The organism is Natronobacterium gregoryi SP2 (genome assembly GCF_000230715.2).
Classification (GTDB): Archaea; Halobacteriota; Halobacteria; order Halobacteriales; family Natrialbaceae; genus Natronobacterium; species Natronobacterium gregoryi.
Genome location: NC_019792.1, coordinates 636,069 through 660,111 on the forward strand (window position 1 = coordinate 636,069; position 24,043 = coordinate 660,111).

Below are 24,043 nucleotides of genomic sequence, written 5' to 3' on the forward strand. Positions count from 1 at the left end.
TTCTCACACCGTGATCACGGTGCTTCCCGGATTGTCTCCACGTTCGTAGTTGGTAATTGCGATGACGAGACGAAGGCACAGAGCGAGGAACACCTGCGATCGTGCGTGAACGCGGCCTCGGGCGTGCGTTCGCCCGAGGCCGCAGTCCTTCACTGATTCGTTGGTTCGTTCGACTCCAGTACGGCGGTTGTACGTCTCATCCAACGTGGACTGCTTCAACTGAACGTCCTCGCTGTGTTGTTCGATACGGTCTTCGACCCTATACTCGATATCTTTCGGGTCGTCGGTGTTTCGCGCGTTGTACGGGGCGACTGGCACGACCCCTGCAGCCAGCAGGTGGTCGTGCCAGTCCAGCGTGTCGTAGGCACTGTCACCGACCATCCAAATCGGCTTGGCGACGGCGAGCGCGTCACGGGTGACGCGCATCGCCGTCTCCTCTGTCGCTTGTTTACTCTCTGTGAACTCCGCCGCAATCGGGATCTTTTGCCCGGTCGAGACGATTGTACAGCCGTAGCCGTGGTAGTACTCGTCGTTGGTTGGATCGTAGCACTTCGACGCGTCTTGATCGGCAGGCATCGCCCTCACGTCAGTTGAATCAATGGAGTAGGTCAAGTCGAGCAGGCCCCGCAAGGCGGCCTGCTCGACGAGGTGGTCGAAAACCTCGTCAACGACGTGTTCGAGATCGGTGAGGAAGCGATCGACCGCGTCTCTCGACGGCGGTCGATCGAACCCACAGCTCAGCCAGACAACTGTATTCCGTAGCTCTCGTTCAACGGGGCGAATGCCGTAGATGTCCTTGTAGTAGCAGTGGAGAAAGCCACGCATCAGCTCTGGAGGTTCGTGGTCTCGTGTTCGCCCCGTCTCCGCCGGGGCGAACACGTCGAACTCTTCGAGAAACTCGAAGGAAAGGTGCTCGAACAGCGCTAGCGTCTCGGTCTCCACGACATTGAAAAACGAGTCTACCGAAGGGTCATCTTGCAGGGTCGCTGAACTCATCCACCTCAGCGTTCACCCTGCTCTTTAGTGTGCTACTCGTTCTATGACACCCTCGTTTCGAACATGTGTATTTCTCCACACCAGAGTGCGGAAGTACCACTGCCGAGAGCGTGCAACAGAGTAACAACTGAAACTCGTGTGCACCGATCGTACAGCCCTCGTGCGATCAGGTGCGCACTGACTTTCAGTGCCTACTACGACTGCACGCGCTGGGGTGAAACTGTCCGACCCGATCACCCGGCGCATCTTTCCGCCAGCCGTCTGGTGCTGGATTAGCCTGTGAATCAGTCGTACATATAATTAGCTCACGATTCAACCGAGTAAATGAAAACACGCTCGGTATCGGTTTCAACTCTGATAATCAGGCGGCCGCAGAACCGTTACAGAACTCCCTTGAAGTTTCGTCGTCTGTCGGTTTTGAGGACGTTCGGTCGGTACGGCCGCGTGGAAACGACTAACGATATCGCCGTCCCTGATCGCCGTAAACGGTTGCGTTGCTGACGTACTCGACCGTGCCGTTGGGTGTGGATTCGCCTCCGAACAGACACCAGTGTGGCACTCGAGCGATACTGCCGAGTCCGGACTGTCACCGACGCTGATCGTCTCGAGGTCGTGAGTCCGTGCCGACTGCAGGGGCCGCGCTTGGAGACCTGGCGTGTGTGCGTGTCATTCGTCCTCGTAGAACTCGGTGTGTGGCTCGAGTGCATCCACTTTCGGCGGGTGCAGTTGTCGAACGACGAAGACGTCGTAGACTCGCTCGGCAGCGACGTGGACGCCGACGCTCGTCAACGGCGTGACGACGCGCCCGACGTTGTCGCTGCCGAGGAAGACGACGCTGGGGTCGTACTCGAGTGCCAGCCGTTCGACGTGGTCGGCGATGCGGTCCTCCGATGGGAACTCTCGAATGCGGTCGTACTCGAAGGCGGCGTCGGGGGCGAGGTCCCCGACTTGCTCCCGGAGTCGGTCGACGGCGGCGTCGATGTCGTAGGGTTCGTCCTCGCCGATCCAGTTTTTCTCCCGTGCGTACCGGGTGCGTTCGGGAACGACCGTCACGGCGACGACGTCTTCCTCAAGAGCCCGGCCGTATTCGACGGCTCTGGCGAGTGCAGCTTCTGCGAGGTTCGATCCGTCGAACGGGACGACAAACGTCATGGACGCGGCTTCCACGCCACGTACATTAACTCCGGAGGGTGGTCAGGCGTCTTCGAGTGCGGCCGTCGCCCGTTCTCCCGTATCCTGCAACAGCGCGAGGTCGTCGGTGAACACTTCGATTGCGACGGTGCCGTCGAAGCCGGCGAGGTGGTCGGTGACGATGCCGTAGTCGATCTCGCCAGCACCGATCGGCAGGTGGGTGTCACCCCTGCTGCGGGCGTCGTGGACGTGGAGGTGCGAGACGAGATCGCCGTATCCCGAGAGGAACCGGTCGACGGCGTCGTTACCGTCTTCCATGTACGCGTGACCGATGTCGAAACAGACTGACGTGTCGGTTTCGCGCGCGAGGTCGCCAAGTACCGAGAGCGGGAGTCCCCGTTTCTGGTGACCGACGTTCTCCACGACGAGTTCGACACCTTCTGCCTCGGCCGCCGTGCCGATCGCCTCGAGCTGGGCCGCGAAGATCGGCCGAAGATCGGTGTCGTGGGGGTTGCGAGCGGTCCCGTGGAGAACGGCCTTTCGTGCGTCGACCGAGCCCGCCCACTCGAGTAGCCGTGACAGGTACTCCCGAATTGCGTCGTCGATCTCGGGGACGGACGTCGCGACGACCTGTTTGAACGGGAGGTGGACACAGAGGTCGGCGTCCGAACCCTCGAGGACGGTCTCGAGTCGTTCGCTGTTGATCGAGTCCATATCTGTTCCTTCACCGATCGATAGCTCCGCGAAGTCGAAGCCGTCGATGGTTCGTGCCGTTCGATCGATCGAGTCGCCTACGGTGAGCCCGAGGTCCATACGTGTTCACGGGCCGGTGGCGTCATAGATTTTGTCCGACGGCGTGTGAGGTGAAGTGGCCCAGTGCTGTGGCGGCCGTGGTTTTTTACTCTCGCCGTGGTAGCGACTCTGGATGAGGGGACTTCGCTGGATCAACCTGCCTGAAGCGGAACGAAACGAGTTTCTGGGAAACGGCGGGACGGGAGTGCTCGCGTTCGGGACTGGTCCCGACGAATCACCGACCGCGTTTCCGGTCTCCTACGGGTACGCCGCCGAAGCCGAAAGATTCTATTTCCGACTTTCTTTTTCTTCGGGAACCAGCAAAGAAGACGTCATCGACAACCCGGTCACACTCACCGTCTACGACGAAACTGACGAGGGCTGGCGTAGCGTCGTCGCGAGCGGACCGCTCGAACCGCTTTCCGACTTGCCAGAGGAGTCGATCGAAGTCCAGCAGATGTGGGCAGTCACAATTCCGACTATCGATATCTTCGATCGACCGCGAGACGAGATTCCGTTCCAGGATTTCTGTCTGGACCCGAAGGCTATTACGGGTCGGAAAAGCGTTCCCGACTAGCCCAGGGGCACCCGGCCCCAGACTGCAAACGCCGAGAGTCGCTACAAAAGTTAACTCATCACAGCTCCAATAGATCAGTATGTGTGCTCGCGTCACGGACGTCATGACTGAAAACGTCGTCACCTGTGAACGTGATACGTCTCTCGCGCCGGCGGCAAAGCGGATGGTCGAAGAGGAAGTCGGCAGCGTCGTCGTTACGAACGACGGGACGCCGTACGGAATCGTCACGGAATCGGACGTCGTCTACGCCAGTTATCGTGCAGACCGACCGATCACGAAGATTCCGACGCGGAAGGTTGCGAGCCATCCACTCGAGACCGTCGAACCGACGGCCCCCGTTCGTCTCGTCGTCGACCGGATGCGTGAAGAGCAGATCAAGAAACTCGTCGTCGTCGAGGATCTGACGTTACGAGGGATCGTAACGACCTGGGATCTCGTCGATCACTATGGCGAGCTGACGGGCGAAGTCAAGACGATCCGTCAGCGAAGACAGCGGCGTGCCGACGAGTGGACGGGTCTGTGAGCTGTCCATCGATTAGAGTGGGCTCCGGCTCGCACGCTCTCTCGCGAGACCCTGTCGACTCCTGTTGTGTTTAGCCGACAATACTACTGGCTCAGTCTGGCAGCCGGATCGTGAGTCGTCGTCGCAAATGTGGTCCGGAGTTGCTGTCCGTCGGTGTCTGTGAAACAGCGAATTACTCTGCTTGTACCGATACAGCGACATAGTAGTCTGTGGGTCGGGTCGGCCAGTCTCGAGGAAACCGTAGCGAGCGACTTCCTCGTTACACAGTATTGGAAATAGAGCACAATATATTAATACCTCCCCTCCGTACCACGACGTGTATGTCGACGAAAACCCGATCCATCCGATCCTTCGACTCCGAGTGGCAGTACTCCTCGAGCGTCTCGTTCCTGTTTGGGACGTTCGCGGCTGTCGCCGTCCTCGGTTGGCTGGTCAGTTCGCTGTTGACCGCAATCCACGTATTCGCACTCCCTGCAATACCGGCTGACGCGCCAGTGCAGGGAAGCATCGAGGTCATCACGAGCCAGTGGGCCTACGTGTTCGGCGTGCCCCTCGCGACGCTTGGTGCGTTCTACTACCTGCTCACGCTCGGATTCACGCTCTGGTGGTTCGACACGCGTCACCCCCTGATCGTCAAGATCCTCACGCCGCTCACGGCGTCTGGCGTCGTCTTCTCGGCGTTTTTCGTCTGGCTCCAACTCGTTCCGATCGGTGAAATCTGTCCGTTCTGTATGATGTCGGCAGCCGCGACTGTGATCCTCTTCGGACTCGAGTTGGCGATCCTCCGACGGAGCGATGCACCGCCACTCTCCGAGATGGTTGGTGACGCTGGGACGTTGTTCGATCAGACCAACGTCGCCGTCGTCGTCATCCCGATGTTGATCGGTCTGGTCGCCATCGTCGGGATGTTCCTGATTCCGCTCCTGCCGCTCCCGGACCCGGTTCCGTTCGCGTAACCGACTTCTTTTCGCCGTCGGTCCGTCCGGTCTCGAGCGACGACCACGTCTCCGCGAAGTCAGCCGCTGGTCCTCATCGCGTAACCGTGGTACGTCGAATGTACATCGTGAAACGTCTCCGGATCTCGCAAGTTCGTGTGCCCTCGAGTCCTAACGGCGAACCACGCCTGCACTGTGGGTCGAACCTGGTCGTGTCGACCGCCTAGTTGAGAGTTTGCCCAAACCAATCACGATTCTCGATCAGAAGTAGAGTGCACTAGTCAGAGTAGACATGGGACGCTACTAGTACCGTCCCAACCGTCGACTGACGGGTCGAATCGAGCCACACCGCCAGATTCGACCCATCAGTGCAGGCTTGGGCCGCCACTAGTCGCTCGCTTCCGCGAGCAACTCCTGTGTGGCCTCGTCCGGCCGCTTATCGAGCCACTCCTCGGCGTCGAGGGCAGCCATACTTCCCGTGCCGGCGGACGTGATCGCCTGCCGGTAGTCGGGGTCCATCACGTCGCCCGCGCCGAAGACGCCCGCGACGGTCGTCTCGGTGGTCATCCCCTCGAGGGTCTCAAGGTGCCCGCTGTCGGACAGTTCGACTGGCGTGTCCTCGAGAAAGTCGGTGTTGGGGACGTGGCCGACGCCGTAGAAGATGCCGCCGACGTCGACCTCTTCCCGTTCGACGTCGTTGCCGTCGTCTCGCTTCTCTTTCGGGCGGCCGTCGGGATGTGAGAGCAGTGTCGCACCGGTGACGCCGGTCTCCTGGCTGCCGTGGATCTCGAGCAGTTCGGTGTTCCAGCGGAACTGGATATCGTCGTGTTCGAGGGCGCGGTCGGCCATCACCTCGGAGGCCCGGAGCTCGTCCCGGCGGTGGACGACGGTGACACTCTCGGCGAACTTCGTGAGGAAGAGTGCTTCCTCCATCGCCGAGTCGCCGCCCCCGATCACGAGCACGTCGTCGCCACGGTGGAACGCGCCGTCGCAGGTCGCACACGTCGAGAGGCCATAGCCCATCAGTTCGTCCTCGTTCTCCGCGCCGACCCAGCGGGCGCTGGCACCGGTCGCGACGATGAGTGCCCCCGTCCTGACGACCTCGCCGTTCGTGAGTGTGAGTTCGAACGGCCGATCCTCGAGAGTCGCGTTCTCGACGGTTCCGTGAGCGAACTCTGCCCCGAATCGCTTTGCTTGCTCTTTACCCCGCTGGATCAGCTCCATGCCGCCGACGCCTTCGGGAAAGCCCAGGAAGTTCTCGACGTCGGTCGTTAACGTCAACTGGCCGCCGGGTTCTGGGCCTTCGAGCACGAGCGGCTCGAGGTCGGCCCGTGCGGCGTAGACTGCTGCCGAGAGGCCAGCGACGCCGGAGCCGGCGATCACTACGTCTCGAATTTCGGCCGCGTTGCCCGCATCGCTCATTCGGTGTACTCGTCGATTAGGCCCCGCAGTCGGTCTTCGGGCAAGACACCGACGTGCTGTTCGACCTGTTCGCCGTCCGCGAACAGCAGGATCGTCGGCACACCTCGGACGCCGTAGTCGCCGGCCAGTAGCTGGTGTTCGTCGACGTCGACCTTCGCGATCACGGCGTCGGTTTCCTCGGCCAGCGTCTCGAGGACGGGCTCGAGCATCTGACAGGGGCCACACCAGTCGGCGTAGAAGTCCACGAGGACGACGTCGTGGTCGGTGACGACGTCGTCGAGGTGCTGCTCACCGTCGACGTAGAGTGGCTCGTCTGCAGGGGTGCCGTTCGTTCCACTGTGTGCATCAGTTGCCATCACCTCTTGATACGGCCCACTGCCGTTTAAAGGTTTGTGTTTATTGTACAATACAGTGGCGACGGTAGGAGAGCCGACGGACGGAGACACTCAGTTACGAGATAGACCCGGCCGTCCAGTCGATCCGCTTCCAGAGCAGTGACCTGCACAAGAGACGCGATCAGACAGGCTCGAGTTCCGTCAAGGCCCTATCGTACGTCTCGTGGATGCGATCACGAGCCGACTCGTCGAGGTCGCGGCGACGTTTGACGTCGTACCCGTAGACGCCAGGTCCCTCGCGTAGGGCCTCTTGATCCTCTTCCCGAGCGGTAATCGTCTCGGACCGGAGCCGCGTTACGTCGGCGGCGTCGGCGTCGACGGCCCTGGCGTAGTCACGTTCGAGCCACTCCTCGACGCCGATCGCGTATGCCTCCTGGACGACATCGCGGTATCGCTCCGGCAAGACGTTGTACGAACAGAACGGGACGACGCGACCGTCTGGCATTCCGTAGTGGACGCTACACCGTTCGACCCGGTCGACGTCGTAGTTGTACGGGTCCATGAAGTGCATCATCCCGAGGAACAACGCGTTGCGATGGAACTCGACGAGACCGTCGTACGTCCCGGACCTGAGCGACTCGAGGAGCCACCGACCGAAGTGGACGTCGTCGGGTTCGGCCGATCGGTCCACGACTCGATACAACTCGTAGGCGAGACGCGTGCCGACGCGGGCCCGCTGGAGACGCCCGAGCGGCGCGTCGAACTCGTCAGCGAGCTCCTCGAGTGCCCGCAGGAACTCGTCGACGTCGACGAACTCCGTAATCGGGACGAGACGATCCTCGTCGACGTACGCGTACGTTGCCATGCCACACGCAAAGTGTGCCGAAAGCTCGTAGAGCGGTCGCTCGTTCCACAGCCAGGAGAACGCGCTGACCGGGAGAACACTCGGGACCGGATACCACGCGTCGGCCGGAATCGCGCCGTTAGTGCCGTCCTCGATGGCGTGGATGGCATCGGGAATGGTCACTCGCTGGGCGTGACGCTGGTGGTCGGGCATTCGGCCGACCAGCGAGACGGGCTGAAAGTTCACTCCTCGGACGACGTCGATGTTCGCAGCAGCGAACCGGATGATGTCGGCGAGTTGGTGGTCGTTCTGTCCGCCGATGACTGTCGGCACGAGGACGACCGGTAGCTGGGCCTCCCTGCAGGCACGGAGGGCGTCGGGCATCTCCCAGTAGTTTTTCGGGTTCGTTTCCGGGTCCACACCGTCGAAGCTCGTGTACAGGGTGTTGACCCCGGCCTCCCGGAGGTCGTGAGCGAGCGCGGTGTCGTCCGCCAACGTCGCACCGTGTGTGTTGAGCTGAATGTGGTCGACCACCTCCCCGACGGTCTCGACGACCTCGTCGATATCCTCACGCAACGTCGGCTCGCCGCCGGTGAGCTGTATGGCGTTACAGCCGATCGGCTCTTCGTCGGCCATCGCCGCTGCCATCTCTCGAATCTGGGACTTCGTCGGCTCGTAGAGTGGGTCGTCTTCGCGGGCGTAGAAAAAGCAGTACCAGCACGAGAGATCACACCGATTCGTGACGGAGACGTTGCCGAGTCCGGTGTGGGACTCGTGTGCCGGGCAGAGTCCGCAATCGGTCGGACACGTGGGGACACCGTCCGGCTCGTGGTGAGACGAGCCGAGGTGGTCCGACTCGTCGTCCCACGCTCGAGCCCGATAATACAGCGACGCGTCCCGCCAGTATACGTCACGAATCTCGCCGTGGTCGTCACACACCTTGGCGAGCCGAATCTCGTCGGCGGCCTCGTAGACGACCATCGGGACGAGCAGGTCGTCGTCTCGGTCGGCGGCGACGCAGTCAGGACAGAGACTGCCCGTCACCTTCAGGTACCGATCCGCGCCCGGCGCGATCCGCGACGCAAAATCGATCGCGTCCTCTCGCGAGAGTGGTGCGCGAGACGAGACGGTCACCTGTCTCGATCGACCCTCGTTTTGCTGTATTCTCTGCCCCGATTTCGACGGTTGCTCCCCAGCCATCGACGATCACCGTTCGATGATCGACGACGTGTGCCATCGAATACCGCCGCCGGGTTCTGTAAATTGGGAACGATACCAGTGTTTATTATAGTCGATCAAACAAGTTCGATCGTGAGTGCCCCGCGACGCGGTGCTACTCGTCGTCGCCAGCGAGCGCGACCGGGTCCGGATACGACTCGAGGTCGCGTACCTCTCGGGTCGTCCGTCCGTCGTCCGATTCGCGGTAGTGGTGTAGTTGAATCCACTCGATCTGGCGATTGTACCTGATTGCCACGCGCTCCCAGATCTCTCCGCCGTCGGCGTCGGGCTGGATCGAGCGCGTCTCGTAGGCCCGAATCTCGTAGTCGCCGTCGGCATACCCCATCACCTCGAGCGTCGTTCGCTCGGGTTCGAGTTCCGCCGCGGCGTACTCGAGGATGCGATCGGCGAGGGCGTCCAAAAGCGCGAGCGAGGGAACACCGTCGTCGCTGTTCGTCATCGGTCGAGAGTCACTGGCCGCATCGAAGCGGTGGTCGTCCGTCGCAGGGAGTGACGGACGTGATCGGAGCGATCACACGGTCGGGCTACCATCCCACTCGAGTTAACTCTTACAGGCAAACTCCCGTCCTCGGGGAGCACCACAGCGACGTCGGGAGCGAGGAGCGCAGTAGGGCGGGGAGACAGCCGTACGCCACGGCCACTCTCGATCGGTCGCCACGATTTCGACGGCTGCAGGCCCGGCGCTCGGAAGCCCCGTCGCAATCGGTGGTGCCGGACTCCGACGCGTTCGGTTCGAACGTCAGCGGTGTCGCTCGAAAACTGACCGAAAACCGGCGGGTTTTACGCTCGCCATGCAGAGAGTACGAGTATGAGCAACGACGAGTTTCCGACGGACAGTCCAGCTGTCGTGACCTGTGGGTTGCCCTACGCTAACGGTGACCTACACGTCGGCCACCTGCGAACGTACGTCGGTGGCGACGCCTTCGCACGGGCCCTCGAGACGCTCGGCCAGCAGACGGCCTACGTCTGTGGCTCGGACATGCACGGGACGCCGGTCGCCGTCAACGCAGAGCAGGAGGGCGTCGATCCCGAGGAGTTTGCGCTGGAGTGGCACGAACAGTACGAGGAGACGTTTCCGAAGTTCAACGTCGACTTCGACAACTACGGCCACACCCACGACGAGACGAACACCGAACTCACCCAGGAGATCGTCCGCACGTTAGACGAGGAAGGATACGTCTACGAAAAGGAGATCCAGGTCGCCTACGATCCCGACGCCGACCAGTATCTCCCCGACCGCTACGTCGAGGGGACCTGTCCCTACTGTGGCGAGAAAGCCCGTGGCGACGAGTGTGACGAGGGCTGTCAGCGCCACCTCGAACCTGGCGAAGTCGAGGACCCGGTAAGTTCGATCACGGGCAACCCCGCGAAGTACCGCGAGCGTTCCCACAAGTTCTTCGAGGTCTCCGAGTTTGCCGACTTCCTCACGGAGTTTCTCGACGACTTAGAGGGGACTTCGAACGCGCAGAACCAGCCCCGGCAGTGGATCGAGGACGGTCTGCAGGATTGGTGTCTCACCCGCGACATGGAGTGGGGGATCGACTACCCTGGCGAGGAGCAGCGGGACGTCGTCCTCTACGTCTGGGTCGATGCCCCGATCGAGTACATCTCGAGTACGAAACAGTACAGCGAGCGCGTCGGCACCGACGAGTACGACTGGGAGCAGGTCTGGAAGGGCGAGGGTGACATTGTCCACGTCATCGGCCGCGACATCATCCAGCACCACACGATCTTCTGGCCAGCGATGCTCGAGGGTGCAGGCTACAACGAGCCCCGTGGCGTCGCCGCGACTGGCTTCATCACGATCAACGGCAAGGGGCTCTCGACCAGTCGGAATCGTGCGATCTGGGCGAAGGAGTACCTCGAGGAGGGGTTCCACCCCGACTTGCTGCGGTACTATCTGACGACGACCGGCGGCCTCCAGCAGGACGTCGACTTCTCCTGGGACGCCTTCCAGGAGAAAGTAAACGGCGAACTCGTCGGCACGGTCGGCAACTTCTGGTATCGATCGCTGCTGTTTGCCTACCGCAACTACGAGGGCACGCCCGACGCGGACGTCTCGGAAGACGTCGAAAACCGGATCAACGGCGCGATCGAGGACGTTCGCGAGGCCGTCAACGACTACTCGCTGCGGGGCGTCGGCCAGGCTGGGACCCAGCTCGCGCAGTTCGGCAACGAGTACATCCAGCACCACGAACCCTGGAAGCTCACCGACGAGGAGAGCGAGGCGCGACGCGCCTCGGAAGAGCCGAGCGGCGACGAGCCGCGAGGCCCCGAGAAAGCAGCCCAGGTCATCCGCGACTGCGTCCAGATCGCCAAGGCCGTCGCGGTCCTCTTAGAGCCCATCGCCCCCGACAAGGCCCAGGGCCTGTGGGAGCAACTCGGCGAAGACGGCGATATCGCGGACGCTTCCCTCGAGGACGCCCTCGAGGCCCCGCCGCGGAACTTCGACGAACCTGGCGAACTCTTCGAGAAGATCGAGGACGACCGCGTGGCGGAACTCAACGAGAAACTCGAGGAACGGGTCGCTGCCGCGGCCGACGACGAAGACGAAGGCGAGGACGAAACCGAAAGCGACGACACCGATGCCGACGTATCCGATGGTATGGGAGACACGGACGACCTCGAGCCACTGGCCGAGGATCGCATCGGCTTCGAACAGTTCCAGGACCTCGACATGCGCGTCGGCCGTATCGAGACTGCCGAGGGTATCGAGGGCGCGGACGACCTCGCGCGTCTCGAGGTCGACATCGGCTTCGAGACCCGCCAGGTCGTCGCGGGCATCAAGCAACTGCACGACCTCGACGAACTGCCCGGCGAGAAGTGCATCCTGCTTGTGAACATGGAGCCCGCCGAACTGTTCGGCGTCGAGTCCAACGGGATGCTCCTCGCCGCGGGCGAAGAGGCGCACCTGCTGACGACCCACGGGGACGCCGAAGTCGGCGAGAAGGTAGAGTAGCGTCGTATCTCGTCGCCCTTTTTCCGCCCGTCAGAACGGGAGTCCGAGGAAATTCCAGTAGGCAAACAACCAGCAGAACCCGGCCATCGAGAGGACGACGAGCGTGTAGTGAAGCCGGGACGGGAGTCCCCACCAGCGGTCGCGCCAGGCCTGTATCGTACAGATCGCTGCCAACACCGTTCCGACGGGGCCGACGATCGGTAGCAGCGAGACTACCTGGAAGCTCGGAGGTGGGCTGCTGAACAGCGTGTAGGGGTTGAACAGGAAGACGGCGACGGCCCCGAGGAGAAAGCCAAACAGCGACGCGATCGTCCCGCCGGCGAGCCAGCGTGCGCGAGTCGGTGAGAGCAGGGACGTGAGCGACGCCGCCGAGCCCGAGTTCGAGTCGGAGTCGGCAGGCGGTTCGGCACTCGTCTCTACGACGCGGTCGTCCTCGGCATCCGCCGCGGGTTCGCTGGCCGTCGCGTTCGTGTTAGCGCTCGAGTCCGATTCTCTGTCCCCGTCTCCGTTCTCGTCTCTGTCTCCGTCCGAGCCAGCCGCCGACCCGTCGGCACCGTCGTCACGAATCCACCGCCAGCCACGCGCCAGCGGCCAGCCGACGACACCCGAGAGCATCCCGACGGCTGTCGCGCCCGCGAGGCCGGCGTGAACCGACAGCGACTCGTGGCTCGAGACGCCCTCGAAGGCCTGGTGGCCGACGAAGAGCCGCGTAATCTTCCCGTCGGTCGCGCCGAACGCGAGAGTTCCGTTCCCGTCCCGTTCCTCGAACACCAGCGAGTCGCGTTCGACCCATCGGTCCGGACCGCCGCCGAAGTCGGTGACGAGGTAGCCGTCGTCGTCGACGGTGACGTCGACGCTTCCCGCCTGCAGGGTCGAGGGGAGCCTCGCCATCGTCGATTCGGCGATCCGCGTTCCGCGATACGTTCCTGCGAGTTCGTCGGCCCGTTCGGGTCGTCCCTCCGGTTCCGGGGTGTCGTCCCCGGGATCGGTGGGGAGGAACTCCTCGAGAAACGCCTGCCGAAATGCGGGCGCGGCTTGCTGGCCGGTGTCCGTATTGTACGCGAGGACGACCCCGACGTCGGCCGCGGGCACGAACAGGAGGTCGGTGTAGAACGAGCCCGGAACGTGGCCGTTGTGCCAGAGCGTCCGTCCGTCGCCGTGGCTGTCCTCGAAGAGCCCGAACGCGATCCCGTCGATCGCCTCGTGGTGAGTGAACCACTGGTCGTGGAGTCGGTCGACCGTCTCTGCCTCGAGCACCCGTTCGTCGTCGACTTCGCCGTCGCCGAGGTGAGCGCGTGCCAGCCGTGCCACGTCGGTCACGGTCGCGGACAGCGAGCCCGCCGGAGCCAACTCGAGGGCGAGGCTGGGTGCTTCCATCGGCGTTCCCGTGAGGCTGCTGTAGCCGGTCGCGGCGTCGACGGCGAGGTCGTCGGGTAGTGGCTGTGCGAACGTCGATCGGTCCATCCCCAGCGGGTCGAGCAGTTCCCGTTCGACGTACTCCTCGAACGGCGTTTCCGTCACGTCGGCGACGACCTGTGCGGCGAGTGCCGTCCCGTAGTTCGAGTACGAGACGACCTCGCCGGGTGGACGAACGCGCTCGGGTCGTGCTTCGGACAGGACGGTCGGGAGCGGCCGGACGTCGGCGGGACCGTCGACCCAGGTCCCGCGGAATCGCTCCTCGAACCCGGCGGTGTGGGTCGCCAGGTGGGCCATCGTGATCGGTTCGTCGTCCGTCTCGGGGATCGAGACGGACGCGAGATAGCTGTTTACGTCCTCGTGGGGGTCGATCCGTCCGTCCTCGATCAGTTGCATTACGGCAGTCCAGACGAACGGTTTCGACACCGAGCCGAACCGGAACACCGTCTCGTCGGCCTCGACGGCCGTTTCGGACTCGGCGTCGGTCTCGCCGTACCCGTTTGTGAACACGACCTCGTCGCCGTGGACGACGGCGACCGCGGCACCGACGATGTCGTGGTCCGCGAGGTGGGTCTCCATCAGGTCGTCGACGAACGGTTCCAGGTCGTCGACCTCGAGGTCGATCTCGAGGTCGTCTGCCGAGAGTTCGTCGGTCCGTTCGGGGTCTCGCGTGCCGACCGTCTCGGACGGCCGGACGCGGTTTCCGTCGTCGCCGTCGGCTGCACCGCTGTCGTGACCGGCGAGAGCGCCGAGCCCGAAGAGGGAACCGCCCGCACCGGCGAGCAGTCGTCTGCGGGGAAGTCGTCGCGTCATGGACCATCAATTGTCGTGACAGCACAATATGCATTTGGAGTAATATTTTACTCCAGAAGATGTGGCTCGAGACGATGAGCGACGAGCAACACGGGCAACGCCCGCGACTCGCCGAGCGCCCGGCCGACCCGTTCAAAGCGCTCGGCAACGAGACGCGCCTCGAGATTCTCCGGGTGCTGTACGACCGAGGGCAAGCGAATGGGGAACCGACGACTACAGTCACACCGTACTCGGAGCTTCGAGGTGCCGTCGGTATCGAGGACAAGGGAAACTTCAACTACCATCTTCGCCAACTCGACGACAGGTTTCTCGAGCGCGACGACGACGGCTACCGGCTCACGTTCGCTGGCTTCGAGATCGTGAAGGTGATCGACCTCGATGCCTGGCGCTCCCACGAGCCGTGTGGCCCGACGACGATCGCGGACGACGCGGACGAGAGTGCACCGCTGACGGCGGTCTACGAGGATAGCGTCGTACAGATTCGGCGTGGCGACGAGACGCTGTACGCCCACGCCGTCAGACCCGCTGGTGCGGCCGATCGGGGGCTGGAACTGCCACGGCTCCTCGAGGTCGCAGCGACGCTGTGGCGACACACGGTCGAGCAGTTTCTCGCGGGGATCTGTCCGTACTGTCAGGCGACTGTCGAGCGGTCGGTGACCGTAAACGACGAGGGTGACGGCGACACGTCGTGGACGTACACCTTCGATGCGAGTTGTGTCGAGTGTGGGCCACTCGGCGGCTCGCACGTCGGCGTGGTCCCCATCACCCATCCGGGCGTGATCTCGTTTTGCTGGGCGCGCGGGGTCGACGTCACCGAGCGGCCAGCGTGGGAACTGCCGTTCGTCGACGACACGGCGGTCACAGCGGTCGCCGAGGACCCGGTCGAACTCCGCGTCGACGTCGAACTCGAGGGTGATCGACTGGCTATGTTCGTCGACGAAAACGCAACGATCCTCGATCTGCAACAGGAGATCGGCGAGTGACGACCGCAATCGATCAGAACAGCCCCGTCACCGTCCCGTCGTCCTCGAGATCCATCTCGAGTGCCGCCGGCTCGGACGGCAGACCGGGCATCGTGAGTACGTCGCCGGTTAGCGCGACGACGAAGCCCGCACCCGCGGAGGGACGCAGTTCGCGAACTGTCAGCTCCCATCCTTCCGGCGCGCCGTTTTTCGACGAGTCGTCGCTGAAGGAGTAGGGCGTCTTCGAGAGGCAGACCGGAGCCGTCTCGAGGTCGACGCGCTCGAGGCGTTCGAGGTCGTCTCGAGCGTCGGCGGTGAACGTGACGCTGTCGGCACCGTAGACCTCCGTCGCGACAGTCCGGATCTTCTCCTCGACGGGCGCGTCCTGTTCGTACAGTGGGCTGAACTCGTCGTCGTGGGCGTCGATTGCGGCGTCGATGGCCTCCGCGAGGTCGATGCCGCCCTCGCCGCCGTCACGGTGGACGGTCGATTCTGCCGCCCGAACGTCGAGGTCGTCGTGGCAGTGCTCGAGGATGGCGTCGACTTCCTCGTCGGTGTCGCCGGGGAAGCGGTTAACCGCGACGACGACGGGGACGCCGTACTTCTGCAAGACGGAGACGTGTCGGTCGAGGTTCTCGAAGCCGGCACGGACCGCCTCGACATCTGGCTCCTCGAGCGCGTCGAATTCGACGGGCCACATGTCTTTCCCGTGGCACTTCAGCGCGCGGACGGAGACGACGAGCGTCGCGGCGGCGGGCTGGAGGTCGGCTGCGGGAGCGACGATGTCGAAGAACTTCTCGGCGCCGAGATCCGCGCCGAAGCCGGCCTCGGTAACGACGTAGTCGGCCAGTGCGCCGCCGATCTTGTCGGCGACGATCGAGTTCGTCCCGTGGGCGATGTTCGCGAACGGGCCGCCGTGGACGAACGCCGGCGTCCCCTCGATCGTGCCGACGACGTTGGGCTGGAACGCGTCTTTGAGCAAGACTGCGACCGCGCCGGTGACGCCGAGGTCGTCGACGGTCACCGGCTCGTCGTCGACGTCGTAGGCGACGACGATCCGGCCGATCCGTTCTTTGAGGTCGGCGACGCTATCGGCGAGACAGAGGACGGCCATCAACTCTGAGGCCGCGGTGAGGACGAACCCACCCTCGCGTGGTTTCCCGTTGGTCGAGCCGCCGAGGCCGACGACGAGCTCCCGCAGCGCGCGGTCGTTGGCGTCGATCGCTCGCGGCCAGACGACCTCGGTGACGTCGATCCCCTCGTCGTTACCCTGGTGGACGTGGTTGTCCAGCGTCGCCGAAATGAGGTTGTGTGCCGACGTGATGGCGTGTAAGTCGCCCGTGAAGTGGAGGTTGATGTCCTCCATCGGGAGCACCTGCGAGTAGCCACCACCGGCCGCGCCGCCCTTGATGCCGAAGACGGGGCCGAGCGACGGCTCCCGGACTGCTGCGACGGCCGACTTTCCGAGCCGATCGAACGCCTGGGCGAGCCCGACGTTCGTCACCGTCTTCCCCTCGCCGCGTGGCGTCGGCGTCATGCCCGTGACGAGGACGTATCGGGCGTCGGCCGCCCCTCGATTTGTCAGCTCGTGGGTCGTCTCGGGTGCGAGTTTGACGACGTGGTCGCCGTAGGGCTCGAGGTCTTTCGGCTCGAGTCCGAGCGGTGCGACGACGTCTTCGATCGGCGTTTTCTCGGCAGTACGGGCGATTTCTGCGTCCGATGCGATCGGTTCGTCCGAGGATGGTGTGGTCATGCGACGACATTCGAAGCAGTCTGGGTCAAATACCATCCCCGACTATCACGATCTGGGAACATCTGTGTCGGTTGACCGTCAGATACGAGACCGGGCAACGAAAGAGGGGTCAGTGACGCCGATATCGCATTGTCGAAGACTCGGAATCGGAGGCATACTTAACGTCGGGCCCGGTTCAACTCTCGCGTATGGGAACTGCCGACGATCCGCCGAGTCCGTTTCTCGGGTCAGCCGCCGAGAACGGAGACTCGGGTACCGAGGCCGAATCCGCGTTCGACTCCCAGAAGAGCATCTGTCCGTTCTGTGGCGTCGGCTGTGGCATCCGACACGGCAACCGCGACAAGGCCACCGGCTGGGCGGGATCGGTCAACCGCCGCGGTGAAGTGTGCCCGAAAGGCGTCGCCGCGTTCGAACCCGTCCGTAGCGCGGACAGGCTCGTTCGGCCACTCGTCTACGAGTCCGGGACGCACGTGACCGCGCCGTGGGACGAGGCACTCGACCGCCTCGAGTCGGGTATCCGCACCGCCGTCGACGAACACGGCCCAGAAGCCGTCGCCTGCTTCGCTTCCTCGAGTTGCACCAACGAGGAGAACTACCTGGTCCAGAAGATCGCTCGCGCGCTGGGGACGAACAATATCGACAACTGTGCGCGGCTCTGTCACGCCTCGACGGTCGCCGCGATGGTCGAGCGGTTCGGGGCCGGCGCGATGACAAACACGCTCGAGGACGTCGGCGAGGCGGACGTCTTTCTCGTCTGTGGTGCAAATCCGGCTGCACAGCATCCGATCGCGTTTCAGTCGTATCTCGCACCCGCCGTCGACGACGGAACGACGCTGCTCCACGTCGATCCCCGCGAGACCGAGACGACGAGCAAGGCGGACGTTCACCTCCCCGTCACGCCGGGCTACGACATCCCACTGTTGAACGCGATGGCGAAAGTCGTCGTGGGGGAGGGGCTGGTCGACGAGGCGTTTCTCGACGACCGCGCCGACGGCCGCGAGGCGTTCGAGGCCCACCTCGAGGACGTCGACGTCGAGGCGAACGCGCGGGAAGCGGGCGTCGACCCGGACGACCTGCGGGAGGCGGCCCGGGCCTACGGCGAGGCCGACCGCGCTGCCGCGTTTACGGGGATGGGGATGAGCCAGCACCACTGCGGGACAGACAACGTCCACGCGCTGATCAACCTCGCCGTCCTCACCGGTAACGTCGGGAAACCCGGTACCGGAATCAACCCGCTGCGGGGACAGAACAACGTCCAGGGTGCGAACGACGTGGGCGCACGCCCGGGCGATCTGCCGGGATACGACGCCGTAACCGACGCCGACGCTCGCGAGCGCTGTGCCGACGTCTGGGGATTCGAGCCGCCCGCCGAACCCGGCCGCACGCAGGTCGAGTGGACTCGCTCGGTCGGCGAGGACAACGGGATTCGCGCTGCCGTCGTCTTCGGCGAGAATCCCGCCGTCACCGAACCGAACGCCAGCGAGGTCGCCGACGCGCTCGCGGATCTTGACTTCTTGGCGGTCATCGATCTCTACGAGACCGCGACCGCAGAACTCGCCGACGTCGTCCTCCCCGGCAGCGCCTGGGCCGAAAAAGCAGGCACAGTCACGAACACCGATCGCCGTGTCCAGCGGATGCGCCCGGCCGCCGAACCCCCTGGCGAGGCGCGTCGCGACCTCGAGATTCTCCAGGCGGTCGGGCGACGGCTCACCGACCTCGGGTTCGAGTACGACGGTCCCGCGACTGTCTTCGACGAACTGACGGAGGTGGCGCCGATCTACGGCGGGATGTCCTACGAGGAGATCGGTGAGGAGTACCAGCGATGGCCCTACCCCGACGGTGCGAACGAAGGGGTGGACGTCCTCCACACAGCAGCGTTCGCGAACGGTGACCGCCGGACGGAACTCGCTCCCGTCGACCACGTCCCGCCGGCCGACGACCTCGAGGACGACCAGCTCGTGTTGACGACGGGCCGCGTGCTCCAGCACTTCAACAGCGGCGCACTCACCCGGCGGTCGGGGACGCTGATGCGACTGCGCGGCGAGGACGTCGTCCAGATCCACCCCGACGACGCCGCCGAGCGAGGGATCGACGACGGTGACGAGGTACAGCTCTCGAACGACCGCGGGAGCGTGACCGTCTCCGCCGAGGTGACGGCGGCGATCACGTCCGGAACGGTCTTTACCACGTTCCACTACGCGGAACCGCTGATCAACGTCCTGACTGGCGACGCGCTCGATCCGGTAGCGAAGATTCCGGAGTACAAACACAGCGCAGTGACCGTCGAGTCGACGTAAGCCACTGCGGCTTCGGCCTCAGATCTCGTCGACCAGGTGGGCGAACTCGTCGGTTTCGACGGCCGCCATCGTCTGGCCGTCGAGTCCGTGCCGGCGAAGCGTCAGTGCGGCTTTGAACGCTCCCTCGCGATCGTCGGCTTCGAAGACCACGAGAAAGTCCTGTTCGCCGAGAATAGCGTAGGAATCCACGAGGTCGGCGTCGTGTTCTGCAAACTCCGTCCTGATCTCACCCCAGATCGACGCGAGTTCCTGTGTGTTCTGGACGTCGCGATCCGCGAGTTCGATGAGCGAGACGTACCTGTTCACGCTCGAGTTGGAGACGACCACGCGGAAAACGATTGGCGTGGCACGAGACGGCCAGCAAAGTAGACTCAAGACCGAGTAAACCACCGGCCTTTTGACTGTGCTCGAGGTAGCTCGAGTCATGCGAAACGCGAAGATCGTCTGTACGCTGGGGCCGGCCTCGAACGACCGGCGGACGATTCGTGATCTCGCCGACGCCGGGATGTCCGTCGCCCGGTTGAACGCGAGCCACGGGAGCCGGGAAGACCGGGCCGACCTCATCGATCGCGTCCGCTCCGTCGACGAGGCCCGCGACGAACCCGTCGCAGTCATGCTGGACATGCAGGGACCGGAGATCCGAACTCCACCTCTCCCCGCGGACGAAACGGTGCTGCTCGAGACCGACTCGGAGATCCGGTTCGTCGACGGCGACGCGGTCTCTTCAGAGACCGTCGGCCTCTCACTGTCGATCGACACTGTCGAACCGGGGGATCGAATCCTGCTCGACGACGGACTGATCGAGACGACCGTCCTCGAGTGTTCGGACGACGAGATTCGGGCACGTGTCGACACCGGCGGCAAACTCGGCAGTCGAAAGGGCGTCACCGTCCCCGGCAGCGACCTCGACCTCGACATCGTCACCGAAAGCGACCGCAGAGAGCTCGAACTCGCCGCCAGCAAAGATGTCGACTTCGTCGCGGCGAGTTTCGTCCGGGACGCCGACGACGTCTACGAGGTCAACGAAGTGCTCGAGGAGTTCGATGCCGACATCCCGATCGTCGCGAAGATCGAACGCGCGGGTGCCGTAGAGAACCTAGAAGCTATCGTCGAAGCCGCCTACGGCGTGATGGTCGCTCGCGGCGACCTCGGCGTCGAGTGCCCGATGGAAGATGTCCCGATGATCCAGAAACGGATCATTCGCACCAGTCGAAACGCCGGGTCGCCAGTCATCACGGCGACCGAGATGCTCGACTCGATGGTGACGGCCCGGCGACCGACGCGTGCGGAGGCGTCGGACGTGGCAAACGCCGTCATCGACGGCACCGACGCCGTCATGCTCTCGGCAGAAACCGCGGTCGGCGACCATCCAGTCGCCGTCGTCGAGGCGATGGACCGCATCGTCCGTCAGGTCGAACACTCCACCGAGTACGAGGAACTGCTCGAGCAACGCGTCCCGACTGCAGGCGAATCCCGTACCGACGCCCTGGCACGATCGGCACGCTACCTCGCACGCGATATCGGCGCGGACGCGGTCGTCGCTGCGACCGAGTCCGGCTACACCGCGCTCAAGACCGCCAAATATCGGCCCGGCGTTCCCGTCGTCGCCTCGACACAGAACGACGAAATCCGTCGGCGACTCGCGCTCTCGTGGGGCGTCACTCCGCTTTATGCCCGCGTCTCCGACCAAGGTGCCGACGCAGTCGTCCAGAAAGCCGTCCAGTCGGCTCTGGACGCCGGCGTCGCCGAAAGCGGCGACACGGTCGTCGTCCTCTGTGGCATGATGACCGACCTCGAGGGAGCCAACACGACGAACATGATGAAAGTTCACGTCGCCGCTGAAGCACTGACGACGGGACGGGTCGTCGTCGACGGCTGTGCGACCGGCCCCGTCACTCGCGTCCCCGGCGGGGATCTCTCGGACGTACCGGACGGTGCGATCCTCGCATTGCCAGCAGAGTTCGACGACGAGTTCGACGGCGACCCCACAAAGATCGGTGGCATCGTCAACGCGGAGCGTGGGATGACCGGATATCCGGCGCTCGTCGCCCGCGAGATGGACGTGCCGATGATCAGTGACGCCGCCGTCTCGGAACTCGAGGACGGGACCACAGTAACTGTCGACGCCGAACGTGGCGTCGTCTACGCAGGCGAGATCGGCGACCGGACGAATCGGGTCTGATATGGTTTGCTGTCCGTCAGTTCCAGCGCGACCGCGAGCCCGCCTGCGGTCGCGCCGGGACAGCGGGACAGCAGTCCGTATGCCACCCGCTCCAGTGCCGACGGATCGCACAACCGTGCGATGGCCCAGGCGGGCGTCGGCGAGTTGCGGCCGTCCGTCTGACTCTCGACCGGCGAGACACAGTACCACGGGTTTTTGACCGCCGACCCATTACGAGCGGATATGACAGACGACCCGTTCGGAACGAACGGCGAAGACGACCGGCGGGAGTCACCCCCCGGGGCGGCCGAGGCACCGCCGACGGAACGCGATACGCCGACATCTTCAGCCGAAACGGATCGCATCCCGATGAACCTCTCGAGAGACGACAGCGACCCGACGACCACCGATCCCGGGGACGACGAGAACGACGAAACCGACCCCTATGCACCCGAACCCGGTTCCGCACGGATCGAAGCCGGCGAGCCAACCCTCGAGAACGTCGTGTTCGTCCTGGTCGGCGCAGTTGCGATGGTGCTCGTCATCGCTCACGTCGTTTCGCTTCCGCTGTAACCGCAGTTTTTACTTCGTTGGACCGCTCGACGCTACTTTCTCGCAGCGATGCAACCCTCGTAACAGCTAAAAGATTGCCGTGTGATACGGTAGCCATGGATGCGGTCCGGACGGTCCTCGAGCGGTACGCAGCGGGGACGCCCCACGAGGAACTGGCACGGGCGTTTCTCGAGCATCGGCGCTGGACCGGCGACGATCCCTATCTGTTGCTCACAGAGGCGGCTGCCTCGACGACCGGCCAACGCTTCACGGGCGGCATCAAACCCGCAGTCGAACGCTTCCAAGAGACGTTCCTCGAGACCAACCGTGTCACCTCGTTCGACGAACTTGCAGCGCTCGATCCCGAAAGCGACGATCTCGTCGACGCACTCGGCGCAGAGCGGAAACGACACGTCCTCCTCGAGGCCGCAGACGTACTCGCGGATCGACCCGAAGACGATGACCTCGCCGCGCTTTCGGGGTGGGCCGCCGAGGCCGACCACTACCGGCACGACGAGAATCCAATCGGCTCGATCGCCGGCGTCGGTCCCTCGACGTTCCAGTATCTTCGCCAGTTGGCCGGCGTCGACGCCGCTCGCCCCGACCAGGACGTCGTCGAGTTCCTCACGGCCGTCGATGCGGAACTCGAGTCCTCACCACTGGACACCAGCGACCCGTGCTACACCATCGCCTCCTGTGAGTGGCTCGCACTCGTCTCGTCGTTCCGGCCGCTCGAGATCGATCGGATCGCCTGGTGGACGGTTACCGACGAAGACGAACGTGAGACCGTGCTAACAGACCAGTTAGAGGGCTTCACCGTCGACTCCTGACGTTCCTCGAGACTGTTCTGCGCCCCGGCTTTCGTCGCTTCGAGTGGTGGGCCAAGCCTGCACTGCGGGGTCGAATCTGGCGGTGTGGCTCGATTCGACCCGTCAGTCGACGGTTGGGACGGTACTAGTGGCTCCGTACCCCCGTTCGACAGGTCCATCCGATCGGCGAGAGCAAGCAGCATCTCGAGCCTGATGCTCTCGAGACGGTCGATCACCCGGCCGAGTCCCATCCCGATCAGGTCACCAAGAACCGGATCTTGCAGGTCGGCGACGAGTTCGTCCCGTCCGGCACGGAGGCTCTCGAGCGACGCGCTCTCGATTACGTCGAAAATTCGCTCGAGCCGCCCGATCTGGTCGGTCGTGCGCTCGCTGTAAGCCGTGAAAACGCCTCGAGTTCTTCGTCTGTCACGGCCTCTGTGAGTTCTGTCTGGCGGTCCTCGAGTTCACGCTCGACGTGATAGAGTTCCCGAAGCGTCCGGGCGAAGAGGTCGCGTTCACTTTCGATCGTACCGGTCGGTGTCTCCACAGCTGGCCTAAAGCGGTTCTGCCGTCGACTGAAACGCCGATCACGCCAGCCGGGCGTCAGTGATCCGCAACTGCCCGCGTGTCCCCTCTCACTCAGTCACGTAATCCAGTTCTATCCGCCGGTCCATGTGCGGTCCGTCGACCACCAGCGTCTCAGAACCACCTTTTCCGCCTCGGGTCGCCTCTGGCGACCACTCGGCGCAAAAATCTGGACCAAAAAAGCCGCTCGTTCACTTCGTTCACTCGCGGTACAGTCACTCTAACCCTGCGTCAGTGATCCGCAACTGCCCGCGTGTCCCCTCCCACTCAGTCACGTAATCCAGTTCTATCCGCCGGTCCATGTGCGGTCCGTCGACCACCAGCGTCTCGAACTCGCCACCCTCACCGAGAATGTGAACGCCGTACTCCTCGTTGAGTTCTTCGAGTTCGGCTAATGTCTCGCGGTCGAGCGTCCGGCCAAGCCACGACTCGTCCAGCCCGTGGGCCGCGACCTGGATGATCGAAATCTCGAAGCCCGCCTCGAGCATCGCGTCGGCGAGCTCACGGGGCTTTTCCTCCCACAGCGGGGCGAACAGGTCACAGCCGAGTCGATCGCACAGCCCCTCGATCCGGGTCGTCTGGTACTCGCTCTCGACAGCACCCGCAGTGACGCCAGCAATGCCACCCTCGAGTTCGTCGTCGAGTTCCTGCAGGGCCGCTTCCAACGGCTCGAGTTCGTTGTCGCCCTGGACGCTCGAGTCGGTGACGCTCTCGGCTTCGAAGTCGTCCGGTTCGACATCGACGAGGTCGATCCCGACGCTCTCGGCAGCCAGCGTCGCCAGGTCGGTCGCAGGAACGTGATACATGTAGGAGTCGCCCGCGGGATGGACGGTGACCAGCCGTCGCACGTCGAGTCCCTCCTCGAGAGCCCGGTACAGTGCCCACGAGGAGTCTTTTCCGCCCGAAAAGAGGCTCACCCACACGCCCTCTATCTCGCTCATA

21 protein-coding genes and 1 pseudogene are annotated in these 24,043 nt (G+C 63.9%); 9 read left to right on the top strand and 13 right to left on the bottom strand.

Annotation, left to right across the window (positions count from 1 at the left end):
* Positions 1–3: 3 nt before the first annotated feature.
* The 3 genes from NATGR_RS03070 to NATGR_RS03080 all read right to left on the bottom strand — a co-directional run bounded on the left by NATGR_RS03070 (position 4) and on the right by NATGR_RS03080 (position 2,940).
* A complete protein-coding gene (locus tag NATGR_RS03070) occupies positions 4–996 on the bottom strand; it encodes a transposase (protein WP_015233235.1) in 993 nt (330 codons plus the stop codon).
* Between the two features lie 666 nt (positions 997–1,662).
* Positions 1,663–2,148, bottom strand: coding sequence for a universal stress protein (locus NATGR_RS03075; protein ID WP_005581572.1), 486 nt, complete (start codon positions 2,146–2,148; stop codon positions 1,663–1,665).
* Between the two features lie 42 nt (positions 2,149–2,190).
* Positions 2,191–2,940, bottom strand: coding sequence for a sugar phosphate isomerase/epimerase family protein (locus tag NATGR_RS03080; protein ID WP_005581570.1), 750 nt, complete (start codon positions 2,938–2,940; stop codon positions 2,191–2,193).
* 112 nt (positions 2,941–3,052) lie between these two features.
* On the opposite strand from NATGR_RS03080, the gene NATGR_RS03085 reads away from it, so the two are divergent.
* The 3 genes from NATGR_RS03085 (at position 3,053) to NATGR_RS03095 (ending at position 4,975) form a co-directional block, all read left to right on the top strand.
* Positions 3,053–3,496 (top strand): pyridoxamine 5'-phosphate oxidase family protein, encoded by a 444-nt coding sequence (locus NATGR_RS03085; RefSeq protein ID WP_005581569.1) that lies wholly within the window; start codon positions 3,053–3,055, stop codon positions 3,494–3,496.
* Between the two features lie 79 nt (positions 3,497–3,575).
* Positions 3,576–4,019 (top strand): CBS domain-containing protein, encoded by a 444-nt coding sequence (locus NATGR_RS03090; protein WP_005581568.1) that lies wholly within the window; start codon positions 3,576–3,578, stop codon positions 4,017–4,019.
* 320 nt (positions 4,020–4,339) lie between these two features.
* The gene (locus NATGR_RS03095) at positions 4,340–4,975 is read left to right on the top strand and encodes a vitamin K epoxide reductase family protein (protein ID WP_005581567.1); all 636 of its coding nucleotides are present in this window, start codon (positions 4,340–4,342) and stop codon (positions 4,973–4,975) included.
* Positions 4,976–5,341: 366 nt separating this feature from the next.
* On the opposite strand, the gene NATGR_RS03100 is transcribed toward NATGR_RS03095, so the two are convergent.
* The 4 genes from NATGR_RS03100 to NATGR_RS03115 all read right to left on the bottom strand — a co-directional run bounded on the left by NATGR_RS03100 (position 5,342) and on the right by NATGR_RS03115 (position 9,233).
* Entirely contained in the window at positions 5,342–6,376 is a 1,035-nt protein-coding gene (locus NATGR_RS03100) for an NAD(P)/FAD-dependent oxidoreductase (protein WP_005581566.1), read from the bottom strand.
* Positions 6,373–6,732 carry a thioredoxin gene (gene trxA, locus NATGR_RS03105; protein ID WP_005581565.1) on the bottom strand — a complete coding sequence of 120 codons (360 nt, stop codon included), beginning with the start codon at positions 6,730–6,732 and terminating at the stop codon, positions 6,373–6,375. The genes NATGR_RS03100 and trxA overlap by 4 nt, the downstream gene beginning before the upstream one ends.
* 160 nt (positions 6,733–6,892) lie before the next feature.
* Complete coding sequence (gene tes / locus NATGR_RS03110; RefSeq protein WP_005581564.1) at positions 6,893–8,689, bottom strand: tetraether lipid synthase Tes; 1,797 nt, start codon at positions 8,687–8,689, stop codon at positions 6,893–6,895.
* Positions 8,690–8,888: 199 nt separating this feature from the next.
* The gene (locus tag NATGR_RS03115) at positions 8,889–9,233 is read right to left on the bottom strand and encodes a hypothetical protein (RefSeq protein WP_005581563.1); all 345 of its coding nucleotides are present in this window, start codon (positions 9,231–9,233) and stop codon (positions 8,889–8,891) included.
* 369 nt (positions 9,234–9,602) lie between these two features.
* Here NATGR_RS03115 and metG point away from each other — a divergent pair, with 369 nt between their 5' ends.
* On the top strand, positions 9,603–11,753 hold the full coding sequence (metG, locus tag NATGR_RS03120; RefSeq protein ID WP_005581561.1) for a methionine--tRNA ligase: 2,151 nt from the start codon (positions 9,603–9,605) through the stop codon (positions 11,751–11,753).
* A gap of 30 nt (positions 11,754–11,783) precedes the next feature.
* On the opposite strand, the gene NATGR_RS03125 is transcribed toward metG, so the two are convergent.
* On the bottom strand, positions 11,784–13,982 hold the full coding sequence (locus NATGR_RS03125) for a serine hydrolase domain-containing protein (protein ID WP_005581560.1): 2,199 nt from the start codon (positions 13,980–13,982) through the stop codon (positions 11,784–11,786).
* Positions 13,983–14,056: 74 nt separating this feature from the next.
* Here NATGR_RS03125 and NATGR_RS03130 point away from each other — a divergent pair, with 74 nt between their 5' ends.
* The gene (locus NATGR_RS03130; RefSeq protein ID WP_231990820.1) at positions 14,057–14,965 is read left to right on the top strand and encodes a winged helix-turn-helix domain-containing protein; all 909 of its coding nucleotides are present in this window, start codon (positions 14,057–14,059) and stop codon (positions 14,963–14,965) included.
* Positions 14,966–14,978: 13 nt separating this feature from the next.
* Here NATGR_RS03130 and NATGR_RS03135 read toward each other — a convergent pair whose 3' ends face one another.
* On the bottom strand, positions 14,979–16,697 hold the full coding sequence (locus NATGR_RS03135; RefSeq protein WP_005581558.1) for a formate--tetrahydrofolate ligase: 1,719 nt from the start codon (positions 16,695–16,697) through the stop codon (positions 14,979–14,981).
* A 188-nt stretch (positions 16,698–16,885) separates the two neighbouring features.
* Here NATGR_RS03135 and NATGR_RS03140 point away from each other — a divergent pair, with 188 nt between their 5' ends.
* A complete protein-coding gene (locus NATGR_RS03140; protein WP_005581557.1) occupies positions 16,886–18,994 on the top strand; it encodes a molybdopterin oxidoreductase family protein in 2,109 nt (702 codons plus the stop codon).
* 18 nt (positions 18,995–19,012) lie between these two features.
* Here the strand turns inward: NATGR_RS03140 and NATGR_RS03145 are convergent, their stop codons facing one another.
* Positions 19,013–19,300: a GYD domain-containing protein gene (locus tag NATGR_RS03145; protein ID WP_015233275.1), complete on the bottom strand. Its 288-nt coding sequence runs from the start codon at positions 19,298–19,300 to the stop codon at positions 19,013–19,015.
* Positions 19,301–19,418: 118 nt separating this feature from the next.
* Here NATGR_RS03145 and pyk point away from each other — a divergent pair, with 118 nt between their 5' ends.
* The 3 genes from pyk (at position 19,419) to NATGR_RS03160 (ending at position 22,537) form a co-directional block, all read left to right on the top strand.
* Positions 19,419–21,176, top strand: coding sequence for a pyruvate kinase (pyk, locus tag NATGR_RS03150; RefSeq protein ID WP_005581555.1), 1,758 nt, complete (start codon positions 19,419–19,421; stop codon positions 21,174–21,176).
* Between the two features lie 222 nt (positions 21,177–21,398).
* Positions 21,399–21,728, top strand: a complete 330-nt coding sequence (locus tag NATGR_RS03155) for a DUF7312 domain-containing protein (RefSeq protein WP_005581554.1) — start codon at positions 21,399–21,401, stop codon at positions 21,726–21,728.
* A 95-nt stretch (positions 21,729–21,823) separates the two neighbouring features.
* A complete protein-coding gene (locus tag NATGR_RS03160) occupies positions 21,824–22,537 on the top strand; it encodes a hypothetical protein (RefSeq protein ID WP_005581552.1) in 714 nt (237 codons plus the stop codon).
* Positions 22,538–22,856: 319 nt separating this feature from the next.
* On the opposite strand, the gene NATGR_RS03165 is transcribed toward NATGR_RS03160, so the two are convergent.
* The 3 genes and pseudogenes from NATGR_RS03165 to NATGR_RS03170 all read right to left on the bottom strand — a co-directional run bounded on the left by NATGR_RS03165 (position 22,857) and on the right by NATGR_RS03170 (position 24,042).
* Positions 22,857–23,063 carry a hypothetical protein gene (locus tag NATGR_RS03165; protein WP_005581550.1) on the bottom strand — a complete coding sequence of 69 codons (207 nt, stop codon included), beginning with the start codon at positions 23,061–23,063 and terminating at the stop codon, positions 22,857–22,859.
* Positions 23,064–23,151: 88 nt separating this feature from the next.
* A pseudogene (locus NATGR_RS20710) lies at positions 23,152–23,232 on the bottom strand (diphthine--ammonia ligase); the annotation flags it as partial.
* Between the two features lie 84 nt (positions 23,233–23,316).
* Positions 23,317–24,042 (bottom strand): diphthine--ammonia ligase, encoded by a 726-nt coding sequence (locus NATGR_RS03170; protein ID WP_005581549.1) that lies wholly within the window; start codon positions 24,040–24,042, stop codon positions 23,317–23,319.
* Position 24,043: the final 1 nt, after the last annotated feature.

Bases quoted from the DNA above. Each gene is read 5' to 3' on its own strand.
- NATGR_RS03140 (WP_005581557.1), top strand. From the start codon at position 16,886: ATGGGAACTGCCGACGATCCGCCGAGTCCGTTTCTCGGGTCAGCCGCC.
- NATGR_RS03125 (WP_005581560.1), bottom strand. From the start codon at position 13,982: ATGACGCGACGACTTCCCCGCAGACGACTGCTCGCCGGTGCGGGCGGT.
- NATGR_RS03160 (WP_005581552.1), top strand. From the start codon at position 21,824: ATGGATGCGGTCCGGACGGTCCTCGAGCGGTACGCAGCGGGGACGCCC.
- NATGR_RS03070 (WP_015233235.1), bottom strand. From the start codon at position 996: ATGAGTTCAGCGACCCTGCAAGATGACCCTTCGGTAGACTCGTTTTTC.
- NATGR_RS03170 (WP_005581549.1), bottom strand. From the start codon at position 24,042: ATGAGCGAGATAGAGGGCGTGTGGGTGAGCCTCTTTTCGGGCGGAAAA.
- NATGR_RS03085 (WP_005581569.1), top strand. From the start codon at position 3,053: ATGAGGGGACTTCGCTGGATCAACCTGCCTGAAGCGGAACGAAACGAG.
- NATGR_RS03135 (WP_005581558.1), bottom strand. From the start codon at position 16,697: ATGACCACACCATCCTCGGACGAACCGATCGCATCGGACGCAGAAATC.
- metG (WP_005581561.1), top strand. From the start codon at position 9,603: ATGAGCAACGACGAGTTTCCGACGGACAGTCCAGCTGTCGTGACCTGT.
- trxA (WP_005581565.1), bottom strand. From the start codon at position 6,732: ATGGCAACTGATGCACACAGTGGAACGAACGGCACCCCTGCAGACGAG.
- NATGR_RS03155 (WP_005581554.1), top strand. From the start codon at position 21,399: ATGACAGACGACCCGTTCGGAACGAACGGCGAAGACGACCGGCGGGAG.
- pyk (WP_005581555.1), top strand. From the start codon at position 19,419: ATGCGAAACGCGAAGATCGTCTGTACGCTGGGGCCGGCCTCGAACGAC.
- NATGR_RS03075 (WP_005581572.1), bottom strand. From the start codon at position 2,148: ATGACGTTTGTCGTCCCGTTCGACGGATCGAACCTCGCAGAAGCTGCA.
- NATGR_RS03115 (WP_005581563.1), bottom strand. From the start codon at position 9,233: ATGACGAACAGCGACGACGGTGTTCCCTCGCTCGCGCTTTTGGACGCC.
- NATGR_RS03090 (WP_005581568.1), top strand. From the start codon at position 3,576: ATGTGTGCTCGCGTCACGGACGTCATGACTGAAAACGTCGTCACCTGT.
- NATGR_RS03130 (WP_231990820.1), top strand. From the start codon at position 14,057: ATGAGCGACGAGCAACACGGGCAACGCCCGCGACTCGCCGAGCGCCCG.
- NATGR_RS03100 (WP_005581566.1), bottom strand. From the start codon at position 6,376: ATGAGCGATGCGGGCAACGCGGCCGAAATTCGAGACGTAGTGATCGCC.
- NATGR_RS03080 (WP_005581570.1), bottom strand. From the start codon at position 2,940: ATGGACCTCGGGCTCACCGTAGGCGACTCGATCGATCGAACGGCACGA.
- NATGR_RS03095 (WP_005581567.1), top strand. From the start codon at position 4,340: ATGTCGACGAAAACCCGATCCATCCGATCCTTCGACTCCGAGTGGCAG.